The sequence below is a fragment of the Pantoea sp. AS142 genome, assembly GCF_037152305.1.
GTDB lineage: Bacteria > Pseudomonadota > Gammaproteobacteria > Enterobacterales > Enterobacteriaceae > Pantoea.
The window spans coordinates 17,603-31,505 of the sequence record NZ_JBBCMO010000018.1 but is presented as its reverse complement, the minus strand read 5'-3'; the positions used below and the strand labels follow the sequence as shown (position 1 = coordinate 31,505).

11 protein-coding genes and 4 tRNA genes are annotated in these 13,903 nt (G+C 50.5%); 14 read left to right on the top strand and 1 reads right to left on the bottom strand.

Annotated features, from left to right (window positions below; genetic code table 11):
- The first annotated feature begins 210 nt into the window (after positions 1-210).
- Both murB and birA read left to right on the top strand, forming a co-directional pair.
- Positions 211-1,248 (top strand): UDP-N-acetylmuramate dehydrogenase, encoded by a 1,038-nt coding sequence (murB, locus tag WFO64_RS21970; RefSeq protein WP_337014300.1) that lies wholly within the window; start codon positions 211-213, stop codon positions 1,246-1,248.
- Positions 1,245-2,204, top strand: a complete 960-nt coding sequence (gene birA / locus WFO64_RS21965; RefSeq protein ID WP_337014298.1) for a bifunctional biotin--[acetyl-CoA-carboxylase] ligase/biotin operon repressor BirA — start codon at positions 1,245-1,247, stop codon at positions 2,202-2,204. The genes murB and birA overlap by 4 nt, the downstream gene beginning before the upstream one ends.
- A 42-nt stretch (positions 2,205-2,246) precedes the next feature.
- Here birA and coaA read toward each other — a convergent pair whose 3' ends face one another.
- Positions 2,247-3,194, bottom strand: a complete 948-nt coding sequence (gene coaA / locus WFO64_RS21960; protein ID WP_337014296.1) for a type I pantothenate kinase — start codon at positions 3,192-3,194, stop codon at positions 2,247-2,249.
- 767 nt (positions 3,195-3,961) lie between these two features.
- Here coaA and WFO64_RS21955 point away from each other — a divergent pair.
- The 12 genes from WFO64_RS21955 to rpoB all read left to right on the top strand — a co-directional run bounded on the left by WFO64_RS21955 (position 3,962) and on the right by rpoB (position 13,861).
- Positions 3,962-4,037, top strand: a tRNA-Thr gene (locus WFO64_RS21955).
- 7 nt (positions 4,038-4,044) lie between these two features.
- Positions 4,045-4,129: transfer RNA gene (locus WFO64_RS21950), tRNA-Tyr, on the top strand.
- Positions 4,130-4,319: 190 nt separating this feature from the next.
- Positions 4,320-4,394 (top strand) — tRNA-Gly (locus WFO64_RS21945).
- Between the two features lie 5 nt (positions 4,395-4,399).
- Positions 4,400-4,475 (top strand) — tRNA-Thr (locus WFO64_RS21940).
- A gap of 108 nt (positions 4,476-4,583) precedes the next feature.
- Complete coding sequence (gene tuf / locus WFO64_RS21935; RefSeq protein WP_337014294.1) at positions 4,584-5,768, top strand: elongation factor Tu; 1,185 nt, start codon at positions 4,584-4,586, stop codon at positions 5,766-5,768.
- Positions 5,769-5,999: 231 nt separating this feature from the next.
- Positions 6,000-6,383 (top strand): preprotein translocase subunit SecE, encoded by a 384-nt coding sequence (secE, locus tag WFO64_RS21930; protein ID WP_008927141.1) that lies wholly within the window; start codon positions 6,000-6,002, stop codon positions 6,381-6,383.
- Position 6,384: 1 nt separating this feature from the next.
- Positions 6,385-6,930: a transcription termination/antitermination protein NusG gene (nusG, locus tag WFO64_RS21925; RefSeq protein ID WP_003848088.1), complete on the top strand. Its 546-nt coding sequence runs from the start codon at positions 6,385-6,387 to the stop codon at positions 6,928-6,930.
- 147 nt (positions 6,931-7,077) lie between these two features.
- Positions 7,078-7,506 (top strand): 50S ribosomal protein L11, encoded by a 429-nt coding sequence (gene rplK / locus WFO64_RS21920; RefSeq protein WP_006121495.1) that lies wholly within the window; start codon positions 7,078-7,080, stop codon positions 7,504-7,506.
- Positions 7,507-7,509: 3 nt separating this feature from the next.
- Positions 7,510-8,214, top strand: a complete 705-nt coding sequence (gene rplA / locus WFO64_RS21915) for a 50S ribosomal protein L1 (protein ID WP_010261038.1) — start codon at positions 7,510-7,512, stop codon at positions 8,212-8,214.
- 364 nt (positions 8,215-8,578) lie between these two features.
- On the top strand, positions 8,579-9,076 hold the full coding sequence (gene rplJ / locus WFO64_RS21910; protein WP_003848098.1) for a 50S ribosomal protein L10: 498 nt from the start codon (positions 8,579-8,581) through the stop codon (positions 9,074-9,076).
- 64 nt (positions 9,077-9,140) lie between these two features.
- Positions 9,141-9,503: a 50S ribosomal protein L7/L12 gene (gene rplL, locus WFO64_RS21905; protein WP_006121499.1), complete on the top strand. Its 363-nt coding sequence runs from the start codon at positions 9,141-9,143 to the stop codon at positions 9,501-9,503.
- Between the two features lie 329 nt (positions 9,504-9,832).
- Entirely contained in the window at positions 9,833-13,861 is a 4,029-nt protein-coding gene (gene rpoB, locus WFO64_RS21900) for a DNA-directed RNA polymerase subunit beta (RefSeq protein ID WP_337014292.1), read from the top strand.
- Positions 13,862-13,903 lie beyond the last annotated feature (42 nt).

Genomic DNA, 13,903 nt, shown 5'->3' with positions numbered 1-13,903 from the left:
CGCCGTAGCGCCGATGGTAGTGTGGGGTCTCCCCATGCGAGAGTAGGGAACTGCCAGGCATTAAATAAGTGAAGAAGCCCCGCACTGCCGTGCGGGGCTTTTTTACGTCTGCAAACCATGAAAAAACCTGATTACAACCGCCGAAAACAGCCTGAGAACCCCTCTCTGATACGGTAAACTACGGCCAGATAACTCAGTAAAGGCCGCCAAATGTCCAGCCAGTATCCCTCCTTAAAAGCCGACAATACGCTTGGGCTTGAAGTACACACACAAAAACGCATCGTCGCAGAGACGCCAGTCGCCATTCTGGCCGCATGGCAGGCGAGCCAGCGTGATCACACGCCTTTCATTGTGCTCGGTGAAGGAAGCAATGTTCTATTCCTGGAAGATTTTGCCGGAACAGTGGTGTTGAACCGCATCAAAGGCATCAACATTCAGGATGAATATGAGTGCTGGAAATTGCACGTCGGGGCAGGTGAGAACTGGCATCAGCTTGTTAAAAGTACGCTGGAAAAAGGGATCACTGGTCTGGAAAATCTGGCGTTGATCCCCGGCATGACAGGCTCGGCACCGATTCAGAACATAGGCGCTTATGGTGTGGAATTAAAAGACGTCTGCGAATACGTGGATGTACTTAATCTGCACAGTGGTAAGACAGAACGTCTCGATCGTGAAACCTGTGAGTTTGGCTATCGTGACAGCATCTTTAAACATCACTATCAGTCAGGCTATGTCATCGTCGCGGTTGGGATAACATTGCCTAAGCAATGGCTGCCGGTATTAACCTATGGCGATCTAAAAACACTCGATCCGATGACGGCCAGCGCCTGGGATGTCTATCACGCGGTATGCCAGATGCGGCAGAGCAAATTACCCGATCCGAAAGTCACCGGTAATGTAGGCAGCTTTTTTAAAAATCCGGTCGTCACCGAGGCACAGTGCAGCTCACTGCTGACTCATTTTCCTGCCATGCCACACTATCTGATGCCGAATGGTGAGACCAAGCTTGCAGCAGGATGGCTTATCGATCAGTGTCAGCTAAAAGGTTATCGCATAGGGGGGGCTGCAGTTCACCAGCAACAGGCACTGGTGCTGATCAACGCTGACAATGCTACACCTGACGATATCGTTGCGCTGGCAAAAACCGTGCGCGCCCGGGTTGGTGAAAAATTTGATGTCTGGCTTGAGCCCGAAGTGCGCTTTATCCAGGCGAAGGGCGAATGCAATGCTGTTGGGGTAATCGCATGAAAGATCACAATGTCCCATTAAAACTGGTCGATATTTTATCTGATGGTGAGTTTCATTCTGGCGAGCAACTGGGCGAAACACTCGGCATGAGTCGGGCAGCCATAAACAAGCACATCCAGACGTTAAAAATCTGGGGACTTGACGTCTATACCGTGACAGGGAAGGGCTACAGTCTGTCTGCCCCAATGCAGCTGCTGGATGAGCAAATGATTCTTTCACAGGTTAAGCAGGGTAATGTCTCAGTTATCCCTGTCATTGATTCCACAAATCAGTATCTGCTGGATCGGATGCATGGCATGCAGTCTGGTGCCGCCTGTGTCGCTGAGTATCAGCAGGCGGGTCGTGGTCGTCGTGGCCGTCAGTGGTTTTCTCCCTTTGGCGCTAACCTTTACATGTCGATGTACTGGCGTCTTGAGCAGGGTCCGGCAGCAGCTATGGGCCTTAGTCTGGTCATTGGCATTATCATGGCTGAGACATTGCGTTCATTAGGGGCCGATGATGTCCGTGTAAAATGGCCTAATGATATTTACCTTAACGATCGTAAACTGGCAGGTATTTTGGTCGAACTGACAGGGAAAACCGGTGATGCTGCACAGATTGTTATTGGTGCCGGGATTAACCTGGCCATGCGGACAGCAGATGCATCTCAGATTAATCAGGGCTGGATTAACCTGCAAGAGGCCGGGGTAACAGTTAACCGTAATGAGTTGGCGGCCCGTCTGATTAACAGTCTGCGCGAGGCTCTGCCGCTCTTCGAGCAGGAGGGGTTAACCCCCTTTATCACGCGCTGGGCTGCGCTGGATAATTTTATTAACCGGCCGGTTAAATTGCTCATCGGGGAACGTGAAGTACATGGTATTGCGCGGGGCGTTGACAGCCAGGGTGGGCTGTTACTAGAACAGGATGGAGAAATTAAAGCCTGGGTGGGCGGTGAAATATCACTGCGTCCTCTCTGATTGAAAAAGCCTGCATTGGTGCAGGCTTTTTTGTCACAACTGTTATTTACGCAAGCGAACCTTATCGACCGCATGATCGCCACTTTTGGTCATAATCAGGCTGGCCCTTTCACGCGTCGGCAGGATATTTTCCTGCAGATTAAGCCAGTTAATCTCTTTCCATAAATTACCTGCTATTTCAATCGCTTCTGCCTCTGAAAGCTTGGCATAATGATGAAAGTAGGAGTCCGGATTGGTAAATGCACCCTGGCGGAATTTCAGGAATCGATTGATATACCAGCTTTGCAGCAGATCTTCCTCTGCATCAACATAGATAGAAAAATCAACGAAGTCTGAAACAAAGACATGGTGTGGGTCGTGGGGATAGTCCATCCCACTCTGTAAAACATTCAGACCTTCCAGGATAACAATATCAGGCTGCTGTATCACTTTGTCGCCATCAGGGATGACATCATAAATAAGATGGGAATAGATCGGTGCTGTCACCTGACTGGCGCCAGACTTTAAATCGGAGACAAAATTGACCAGCCTGTGCATATCATAGGATTGCGGGAATCCTTTTTTCTTCATTAAACCACGCTCTTTTAGCACAGCATTAGGATGAAGGAAGCCATCCGTGGTGATCAATTCTACTTTACGATGTTCAGGCCAGCGGCTGAGCAAAGCCTGCAAGACACGGGCGGTCGTGCTTTTACCGACGGCTACGCTACCTGCAATACTGATGATATAGGGAATTTTCTGGCCATTGGTGCCCAGAAATTGCTCCAGTACAGCCTGCCGACGAACGTTAGAGCTTATATAGAAATTAAGCAGACGCGAAAGTGGCAGATAAATTTCTGCTACTTCATCCAGCGAGAGATCCTCGTTGATGCCCTCCAGCTGCGCGATCTCCTCCTCTGACAGCGTCATAGGAACGGAATCACGTAATGCAGCCCACTGCTCACGAGTGAACTCTAAATAAGGTGTTGTCAGGGGGGTTGTTTTATCCATAAGCATGTATCTGACCGCAAATTCATGACTATCAACCGGGTGTTATCCGATAAGCAGGACAGCACAGATGAATTGAATCACGAATCGCTGGTTTATCAGTGAGAATAATGGGCTGGAGGGTATCACCAGTATGGCTTTTAACAGAAGTAAAAAGATAAACGTCACCTCGCTTTCGTAGGCATACCCACAAAACGTCGCAATCCCTTCAACTTTTGCTACTTTATCGGTCTTTATGATATTGCGGGTCATCACACCTGATATGTGATTTTTAATCTCATACAGCCTTTGAATGACATGACGCCACTTATACGAGCTTATAGATAGGCTCCTGGGGTAAAGGTTCAATGTGTCATGCGATTACTGCTGAAAAGGAACTAACTGCATAGAGACATTTGGAACCGTTCTATGCCTGGTAATGGTCGTAGCGACATGAGGGATACGCATGAAAAAAACGGATCCGCTTTTTATCAAAGAGCGCCTGCGCATGATAAAAAAGGCACAGGCAGAGTCAAAAAGCGTCATTTTATACAGAGTTGCGAAAAAATGTGGTTTGCGGCGCATTTACCCGCGGAAAAGAGATGCATAGAGAGGCAAGAGGCAATATCGCGGTCAGGTTGATGCTATGAAAACAGGGCCAGATTGCACAAATAATCTGCATAAAAACGCTAAAATGCGATTATTTGCACAAATAGTAAGCAATAGAAAAAAATAAGCGATTTTTTAGTTGCATCCAAAGCCCGACCTTCCTAGAATGCGCTCCACTTGATGCCGGCTTAGCTCAGTTGGTAGAGCAACTGACTTGTAATCAGTAGGTCACCAGTTCGATTCCGGTAGCCGGCACCATCAAGTAGGTGGGATTCCCGAGCGGCCAAAGGGAGCAGACTGTAAATCTGCCGTCACAGACTTCGAAGGTTCGAATCCTTCTCCCACCACCATCTCAACCTTGCGGTTGAGCACAGATAAACAGCCTGTTTATCTGTCAGGTGAGTCACTTATCACCCTGAATTCAGACTGAGCGTTAGCGAAGTCAACGTCTGTCAGCTCCGCCGACAGGCAGTAGATAAGAGAGAAACATTCTCTGTTATCTGCAAGCTACAGAAAGAACAGGTAGCCGAGTTCCAGGATGCGGGCATCGTATAATGGCTATTACCTCAGCCTTCCAAGCTGATGATGCGGGTTCGATTCCCGCTGCCCGCTCCAGATGTGCTGATATGGCTCAGTTGGTAGAGCGCACCCTTGGTAAGGGTGAGGTCCCCAGTTCGACTCTGGGTATCAGCACCACTTCCTTTAATCTCCCTCCTGATTTTCTCTGTAACTTCCTTGCAGTCAGGCATTGCCTGGTTAATGTGATGATATCATTGATATATCCGTGTCTTAGAGGGACTAACGATGGCTAAAGAGCAATTTCAACGTAACAAACTGCACGTAAACGTGGGCACCATCGGTCACGTTGACCACGGTAAAACCACCCTGACTGCAGCTATCACTACCGTACTGGCTAAAACCAACGGCGGCCAGGCTCGTGCATTCGATCAGATCGACAGTACCCCTGAAGAAAAAGCCCGCGGTATCACCATCAACACCGCACACGTTGAGTATGAGACGGCTGCACGTCACTATGCTCACGTTGACTGCCCAGGCCACGCCGACTATGTGAAAAACATGATCACCGGTGCTGCGCAGATGGATGGCGCGATCCTGGTTGTTGCAGCGACTGATGGCCCGATGCCACAGACCCGTGAGCACATCCTGCTGGGTCGTCAGGTTGGCGTTCCTTACATCATCGTGTTCCTGAACAAGTGTGACATGGTTGATGATGAAGAACTGCTGGAGCTGGTAGAGATGGAAGTGCGTGACCTGCTGTCACAGTACGACTTCCCAGGTGACGATACCCCAATCGTTCGTGGTTCTGCCCTGAAAGCGCTGGAAGGCGCTCCTGAGTGGGAAGCGAAAATCATCGAACTGGCTGAACACCTGGACAACTACATTCCGGATCCAGTCCGTGCGATCGACATGCCGTTCCTGCTGCCAATCGAAGACGTATTCTCAATCTCTGGCCGTGGTACTGTTGTTACCGGTCGTGTTGAGCGCGGCATCGTTAAAGTCGGCGACGAAGTTGAAATCGTGGGTATCAAAGATACTGCGAAATCAACCTGTACCGGTGTTGAGATGTTCCGTAAGCTGCTGGACCAGGGTCAGGCAGGCGAAAACTGTGGTGTTCTGCTGCGCGGTATCAAGCGTGAAGACATCCAGCGTGGCCAGGTTCTGGCTAAGCCAGGCTCAATCAAGCCACACACCCAGTTTGAGTCAGAAGTTTACGTTCTGTCTAAAGACGAAGGTGGTCGCCATACTCCGTTCTTCAAAGGCTATCGTCCACAGTTCTATTTCCGTACAACTGACGTAACCGGCTCAGTCGAGCTGCCAGAAGGCGTTGAAATGGTCATGCCAGGCGACAACATCAAAATGGTTGTTACCCTGATTCACCCAATCGCAATGGACGAAGGTCTGCGTTTCGCAATCCGCGAAGGTGGCCGTACCGTTGGCGCGGGTGTTGTTGCTAAAGTTATCGCATAATTACCGATAACGTTTGACGCAATGCACACGGAAAGGGCATCATTTGATGCCCTTTTTGCACGCTGTTTCATAGAACCTGGCTCATCAGTGATTTTTTGAATCATAATCATTGCTGAGACAGGCTCTGTTATGCGGCGTTGGATACCGAGTTACGCCCCAAAAGCTCATTCGGTTTGGACGCCTCGCACTGCGGGGCAGAATAGTTTCTGAATTATTGTGGCAGGTTGGTTTATGAGTGCGAATACCGAAGCTCAAGGGAGCGGGCGTGGCCTGGAAGCGGTAAAGTGGGTAGTAGTCGTATTACTGCTGCTTGCAGCGATTGTAGGTAACTACCTCTATCGTGATGTGTCACTGCCACTGCGTGCTTTAGCCGTAGTTGTACTGATTGCAGCGGCTGGCGGCATTGCGCTTTTAACGACCAAAGGCAAAGCGACCGTGGCTTTTGCTCGTGAAGCAAGAACAGAAATGCGTAAGGTTATCTGGCCAACCCGCCAGGAAACGCTGCACACCACGTTAATCGTTGCCGCGGTTACTGCCGTGATGTCACTGATTTTGTGGGGGCTGGATGGTATTCTGGTCCGTCTGGTATCGTTTATCACTGGCCTGAGGTTCTGAGATGTCTGAAGCTCCAAAGAAACGCTGGTACGTCGTACAGGCGTTTTCCGGTTTTGAAGGCCGCGTAGCACAATCGCTGCGCGAGCATATCAAATTGCACAACATGGAAGAGCTGTTTGGCGACGTCATGGTTCCGACTGAAGAAGTCGTTGAAATTCGTGGTGGTCAGCGTCGTAAAAGCGAGCGCAAGTTTTTCCCGGGATATGTACTGGTTCAGATGGTGATGAATGACGCCAGCTGGCATCTGGTACGCAGCGTCCCACGCGTGATGGGTTTCATCGGTGGTACATCTGACCGTCCGGCACCTATCAGCGATAAAGAAGTTGATGCGATCATGAACCGTCTGCAGCAGGTGGGCGACAAGCCTCGGCCGAAAACGCTGTTTGAACCAGGTGAAATGGTTCGCGTCAATGACGGTCCTTTTGCTGACTTTAACGGTGTGGTTGAAGATGTGGATTACGAGAAGAGCCGCCTGACGGTATCCGTTTCCATCTTTGGACGTGCAACACCGGTTGAACTCGACTTCGGTCAGGTGGAGAAAGGTTAACCTCTTTCCGCTCACAAATTAGCTGTTGCAGCAGGCGCGAAACTTAACTATAATTTCGCGCCTTTTGTTTTTATATGCTGGCAACAGCGTATAAATTGTTATCACGGGGAGCCTTTACAGGCGCTATAACCCAATAGAGGAAATATCATGGCTAAGAAAGTCCAAGCCTATGTCAAGCTGCAGGTTGCAGCTGGTATGGCGAACCCAAGTCCACCGGTTGGCCCAGCACTGGGTCAGCAGGGCGTTAACATCATGGAATTCTGTAAAGCGTTCAACGCTAAGACCGAATCTCTTGAAAAAGGTCTGCCGACTCCTGTTGTTATCACCGTATACAGCGACCGTTCTTTTACCTTTATTACCAAAACGCCTCCGGCTGCCGTACTGCTGAAAAAAGCAGCGGGCATCAAGTCTGGTTCTGGTAAGCCGAACAAAGATAAAGTCGGTAAAGTGACTCGTGCTCAGGTACGTGAAATCGCAGAAACCAAAGCTGCGGACATGACTGGTTCTGACGTTGAAGCGATGACTCGCTCAATCGAAGGTACTGCTCGTTCCATGGGCCTGGTAGTAGAGGACTAAGAAATGGCTAAGCTGACCAAGCGCATGACCGTAATTCGCGACAAAGTAGACGCGACTAAGCAGTATGACATTGCTGAAGCTGTTGCTCTGCTGAAAGAACTGGCTACTGCCAAGTTCGTCGAAAGCGTTGACGTTGCTGTTAACCTCGGCATTGATGCACGTAAATCTGATCAGAACGTTCGCGGCGCGACCGTTCTGCCACACGGTACTGGTCGTTCAGTACGTGTTGCTGTCTTCGCCCAAGGCGCCAACGCTGAAGCTGCTAAAGCAGCAGGCGCTGAGCTGGTAGGCATGGAAGATCTGGCTGATCAGATCAAGAAAGGCGAAATGAATTTTGACGTTGTTATTGCTTCTCCGGATGCAATGCGCGTTGTTGGCCAGCTGGGCCAGATTCTGGGCCCACGTGGTCTGATGCCAAACCCAAAAGTGGGTACTGTAACCCCTAACGTTGCTGAAGCGGTTAAGAACGCTAAAGCGGGTCAGGTTCGTTACCGTAACGACAAAAACGGCATTATCCACACTACTATTGGTAAAGTGGATTTTGACGCTGACAAACTGAAAGAAAACCTGGAATCTCTGCTGGTTGCGCTGAAAAAAGCAAAACCCTCTCAGGCGAAAGGCGTGTACATCAAGAAAGTCAGCCTTTCAACCACCATGGGCGCCGGCGTTGCCGTTGACCAGGCTGGTCTGAACGCAACAGCAAACTAATTGCTGCTTGAAACGGGCGAAAAATTCACCTAGAATCTTACGCCCGTTGTTCTGTTATTTACAGAACAGGACGTCAAAGAGCCGGAACCGACTGATGCGTTTATCGCCTTTCTCTCTGACTCTGCTGCGTCGCACAGAATTTAGGTTGGAGCCAGGCCTTATCCTGGCCTCCGTCCAAGACCGCAGGCGCTGATTATCTCCGGATATTCCGCTTAATACCCTGCGTAGACGGTGACAGAACCAAAAGAATTTTTTCTTAGCTGGATTCTGCTCACCGTGTTCGAGCACTTATTTTGCCTTGGGCAAGTAAGTGAAGTGAGTTCCGGGGAAATCCTTTCCCGGTCAAATCCAGGAGCAAAAGCTAATGGCATTAAATCTTCAAGACAAACAAGCGATTGTTGCTGAAGTCAGCGAAGTAGCCAAAGGTGCGCTTTCAGCGGTTGTTGCGGATTCCCGTGGCGTTACCGTTGATAAAATGACCGAACTGCGTAAAGCAGGCCGTGAAGCTGGCGTTTACATGCGTGTTGTTCGTAACACCCTGCTGCGCCGCGTCGTTGAAGGTACTCAGTTTGAGTGCCTGAAAGACACGTTTGTTGGTCCGACCCTGATTGCATATTCTATGGAACACCCGGGCGCTGCTGCTCGTTTGTTCAAAGATTTCGCGAAAGCGAATGCAAAATTTGAGGTCAAAGCTGCAGCCTTTGAAGGTGAGCTGATCACGGCGGCTAATATTGACCGTCTGGCAACGCTGCCGACCTACGAAGAAGCACTGGCACGTCTGATGTCGACCATGAAAGAAGCCGCTGCTGGCAAACTGGTTCGCACTCTGGCTGCTGTACGCGATGCAAAAGAAGCGGCTTAAGGCCACATTCTTTTTCTTCGTACTTGCTAACGTATAAACTTTCTGATTCTTAGGAACAATTGTCATGTCTATTACTAAAGACCAAATTCTGGAAGCTGTTGCAGCTATGTCCGTAATGGAAGTAGTTGAGCTGGTTTCTGCTATGGAAGAAAAATTCGGCGTTTCTGCTGCTGCTGCTGTAGCTGTTGCTGCGGGCCCGGCTGAAGCTGTTGAAGAAAAAACTGAATTCGACGTTATCCTGAAAGCTGTTGGCGCGAACAAAGTAGCAGTAATCAAAGCCGTACGTACTGCGACTGGTCTGGGCCTGAAAGAAGCCAAAGATCTGGTTGAAGCAACTGGCGTAATCAAAGAAGGCATCAGCAAAGATGACGCAGCTGCACTTGAAGCTGCTCTGAAAGAAGCTGGCGCTGAAGTTGAAGTTAAGTAAGACAGCCTTTGGGTTGCAGTCTGAGTAGTTTCAGACTGATGGCTGGTGACTTTTTGGTCACCAGCCTTTTTGCGCTACAGGGTCTCAATGGGGTTTCACACTGTTTGTCCATTGTTACTCTTCAATATCTTTCTCTATCGACGACTTAATATACCGCTTTCCTGTGCGGGTTCCCTGCCTTCTCAAAAGCGATGAAATGATTTAAGCGTGATAGAAAGAGGTATTGCACTGCTGCCGCGCAGCCAGTGAATCAAACAAAATCGTGTTGCATGAACTGTCCTGTCAGGACGGACAGCGTGGGTCGACTTGTCAGCTAGCTGAGGAACCCTATGGTTTACTCCTATACCGAGAAAAAACGTATTCGTAAGGATTTTGGTAAACGTCCGCAAGTACTGGACATACCTTATCTCCTTTCCATCCAGCTCGACTCGTTCCAGAAGTTTATCGAGCAAGATCCAGAAGGTCAGTACGGACTGGAAGCTGCCTTCCGCTCTGTATTCCCTATTGCGAGCTACAGCGGCAACTCTGAGTTGCAGTATGTCAGCTATCGCCTGGGTGAGCCTGTCTTTGACGTGAAAGAGTGTCAGATCCGTGGCGTGACCTATTCGGCTCCGCTGCGCGTGAAACTGCGTCTGGTGATCTATGAGCGTGAAGCGCCAGAAGGCACCGTAAAAGACATTAAAGAACAAGAAGTCTACATGGGCGAGATTCCGCTCATGACCGACAACGGAACCTTTGTTATCAATGGTACCGAGCGCGTTATCGTTTCTCAGCTGCACCGTAGTCCTGGCGTGTTCTTTGATAGCGATAAGGGTAAAACCCACTCATCGGGTAAAGTGCTCTACAACGCCCGTATCATCCCTTACCGCGGTTCATGGCTCGACTTTGAGTTTGACCCGAAAGATAACCTGTTTGTCCGTATTGACCGTCGTCGTAAGCTGCCGGCCACTATCATCCTGCGCGCGTTACAGTTCACGACACCTCAGATCCTCGATATCTTCTTCGAGAAAGTGGTGTTTGAAATTCGTGACAACAAGCTGCAGATGGAGCTGGTGCCTGAGCGCCTGCGCGGTGAAACTGCGACCTTCGATATCGAAGCGAATGGCACCGTCTACGTCGAAAAAGCACGCCGTATTACTGCGCGCCATATCCGTCAGCTGGAAAAAGATGGCATTCAGCACATCGAAGTCCCGGTTGAATACATCGCGGGCAAAGTGGTCGCTAAAGACTACATCGATGAGAGCACGGGTGAGCTGATTATTGCAGCTAACATGGAATTGTCACTGGATCTACTGGCTAAACTGAGTCAGTCCGGTCACAAACGCATCGAAACGCTGTTCACCAACGATCTGGACCATGGTCCATATATGTCCGAGACCCTGCGTGTCGACCCCACCAGCGATCGCCTGAGCGCACTGGTTGAGATCTACCGCATGATGCGTCCTGGTGAGCCGCCAACACGTGAAGCAGCAGAGAATCTGTTTGAGAACCTATTCTTCTCTGAAGATCGTTACGATCTTTCTGCTGTCGGCCGTATGAAGTTCAACCGCTCATTGCTGCGTGATGAAATCGAAGGTTCAGGCATCCTGAGCAAAGATGACATCATCGAAGTGATGAAGAAGCTGATCGATATCCGTAACGGTAAAGGCGAAGTGGACGATATCGACCACCTTGGTAACCGTCGTATTCGTTCAGTCGGCGAAATGGCTGAGAACCAGTTCCGTGTTGGTCTGGTCCGTGTTGAGCGTGCGGTTAAAGAGCGTCTGTCATTGGGCGACCTTGATACCCTGATGCCACAGGACATGATCAACGCGAAGCCGATTTCGGCCGCGGTGAAAGAGTTCTTTGGCTCAAGCCAACTTTCTCAGTTTATGGATCAGAACAACCCGCTGTCAGAGATTACACACAAACGTCGTATCTCTGCTCTTGGCCCGGGTGGTTTGACGCGTGAGCGTGCCGGCTTTGAAGTGCGTGACGTACATCCAACGCACTATGGTCGTGTCTGCCCAATCGAAACCCCTGAAGGTCCGAACATCGGTCTGATCAACTCCTTGTCTGTTTATGCACAGACTAACGAGTACGGTTTCCTTGAGACGCCTTATCGCCGCGTTATCGACGGTCTGGTTTCTGACGAGATTCACTACCTCTCTGCTATCGAAGAGGGTAACTACGTTATCGCTCAGGCGAACGCCCCTCTGGATGACAACGGTGCGTTTGTTGATGACCTGGTCACCTGCCGTAGCAAAGGCGAATCAAGTCTGTTCAGCCGCGATCAGGTTGACTACATGGACGTTTCCACCCAACAGGTGGTTTCTGTCGGTGCATCCCTGATCCCGTTCCTAGAACACGATGACGCCAACCGCGCCCTGATGGGTGCGAACATGCAACGTCAGGCCGTTCCGACTCTGCGCGCTGATAAGCCGCTGGTGGGTACCGGTATGGAACGTGCTGTTGCCGTTGACTCCGGTGTAACAGCCGTGGCGAAACGTGGCGGTACCGTACAGTACGTCGACGCATCACGTATCGTTATCAAAGTTAACGAAGACGAAATGCATGCTGGCGAAGCCGGTATCGACATTTATAACCTGACCAAATATACCCGTTCTAACCAGAACACCTGCATCAACCAGATGCCATGTGTTTCTCTGGGTGAGCCGGTTGAGCGCGGCGACGTGCTGGCAGATGGCCCGTCCACCGATCTGGGTGAACTGGCACTGGGCCAGAACATGCGTGTGGCGTTCATGCCGTGGAACGGTTACAACTTCGAAGACTCCATCCTGGTCTCGGAGCGTGTGGTTCAGGAAGACCGCTTTACGACTATCCACATTCAGGAACTGGCATGCGTGTCGCGTGACACCAAACTGGGGCCAGAAGAGATTACCGCTGATATCCCGAACGTGGGTGAAGCTGCACTCTCTAAACTGGATGAGTCAGGCATCGTCTATATCGGTGCTGAAGTGACCGGTGGCGACATTCTGGTTGGTAAGGTGACGCCGAAAGGTGAAACCCAGCTGACGCCAGAAGAAAAACTGCTGCGCGCTATCTTCGGCGAAAAAGCCTCTGACGTGAAAGATTCGTCACTGCGCGTACCGAATGGCGTGTCAGGCACCGTGATCGACGTTCAGGTCTTTACCCGCGATGGCGTTGAAAAAGACAAACGTGCGCTTGAAATCGAAGAGATGCAGCTGAAGCAGGCCAAGAAAGACCTGTCTGAAGAGTTGCAGATTCTGGAAGCGGGCCTGTTCGGCCGTATCCAGAACGTATTGATTTCTGGTGGCGTTGAAGCAGACAAACTCGACAAGCTGCCGCGCGAGCGTTGGCTGGAACTGGGTCTGACTGACGAAGCTAAGCAAAACCAGCTGGAGCAGCTGGCAGAGCAGTACGACGAACTGAAGCACGAGTTTGAGAAAAAACTTGAAGGCAAGCGTCGTAAGATCACCCAGGGCGACGATCTGGCACCGGGCGTGCTGAAAATCGTTAAGGTTTATCTGGCTGTTAAGCGTCAGATTCAACCGGGTGACAAAATGGCAGGCCGTCACGGTAACAAAGGTGTTATCTCCAAGATCAACCCGATCGAAGATATGCCTTACGATGAAAACGGCACGCCGGTTGACATCGTTCTGAATCCGCTGGGCGTACCATCGCGTATGAACATCGGTCAGATTCTGGAAACCCACCTGGGTATGGCAGCGAAAGGCATCGGCGAGAAGATCAACGCCATGCTCAAGAAGCAGGAAGAAGTCGCGAAACTGCGCGAATTTATCCAGCGCGCCTATGACCTGGGTAGCGATCTACGTCAGAAAGTTGACCTGAACACTTTCTCCGACGACGAAGTACTGCGTCTGGCTGAGAACCTGAAGAAAGGTATGCCAATCGCCACTCCGGTGTTTGATGGCGCGAAAGAGAGCGAAATCAAAGAGCTGTTGCAGCTCGGCGGCTTGCCTTCTTCCGGTCAGATTACCCTGTTTGACGGCCGTACTGGTGAGCAGTTCGAACGTCAGGTAACCGTTGGCTACATGTACATGCTGAAACTCAACCACCTGGTTGATGACAAGATGCATGCACGTTCTACCGGTTCCTACAGCCTGGTGACTCAGCAGCCGCTGGGTGGTAAGGCGCAGTTCGGTGGTCAGCGCTTTGGTGAGATGGAAGTATGGGCACTGGAAGCTTACGGTGCCGCGTATACCCTGCAGGAAATGCTTACCGTTAAGTCTGATGACGTCAACGGCCGTACCAAGATGTATAAAAACATCGTTGACGGTAACCATCAGATGGAACCGGGCATGCCGGAATCCTTCAACGTACTGTTGAAAGAGATTCGCTCGCTGGGTATCAACATCGAGCTGGAAGACGAGTAACCCCATTTCAGGCTGCGGTTCGCCGCTGCCTGAAAGCGCTGG

What these genes read in the sequence shown, in the direction of transcription:
- murB (WP_337014300.1), top strand. Translation starts at nt 211, where the DNA reads ATGTCCAGCCAGTATCCCTCCTTAAAAGCCGACAATACGCTTGGGCTT.
- birA (WP_337014298.1), top strand. Translation starts at nt 1,245, where the DNA reads ATGAAAGATCACAATGTCCCATTAAAACTGGTCGATATTTTATCTGAT.
- coaA (WP_337014296.1), bottom strand. Translation starts at nt 3,194, where the DNA reads ATGGATAAAACAACCCCCCTGACAACACCTTATTTAGAGTTCACTCGT.
- tuf (WP_337014294.1), top strand. Translation starts at nt 4,584, where the DNA reads ATGGCTAAAGAGCAATTTCAACGTAACAAACTGCACGTAAACGTGGGC.
- secE (WP_008927141.1), top strand. Translation starts at nt 6,000, where the DNA reads ATGAGTGCGAATACCGAAGCTCAAGGGAGCGGGCGTGGCCTGGAAGCG.
- nusG (WP_003848088.1), top strand. Translation starts at nt 6,385, where the DNA reads ATGTCTGAAGCTCCAAAGAAACGCTGGTACGTCGTACAGGCGTTTTCC.
- rplK (WP_006121495.1), top strand. Translation starts at nt 7,078, where the DNA reads ATGGCTAAGAAAGTCCAAGCCTATGTCAAGCTGCAGGTTGCAGCTGGT.
- rplA (WP_010261038.1), top strand. Translation starts at nt 7,510, where the DNA reads ATGGCTAAGCTGACCAAGCGCATGACCGTAATTCGCGACAAAGTAGAC.
- rplJ (WP_003848098.1), top strand. Translation starts at nt 8,579, where the DNA reads ATGGCATTAAATCTTCAAGACAAACAAGCGATTGTTGCTGAAGTCAGC.
- rplL (WP_006121499.1), top strand. Translation starts at nt 9,141, where the DNA reads ATGTCTATTACTAAAGACCAAATTCTGGAAGCTGTTGCAGCTATGTCC.
- rpoB (WP_337014292.1), top strand. Translation starts at nt 9,833, where the DNA reads ATGGTTTACTCCTATACCGAGAAAAAACGTATTCGTAAGGATTTTGGT.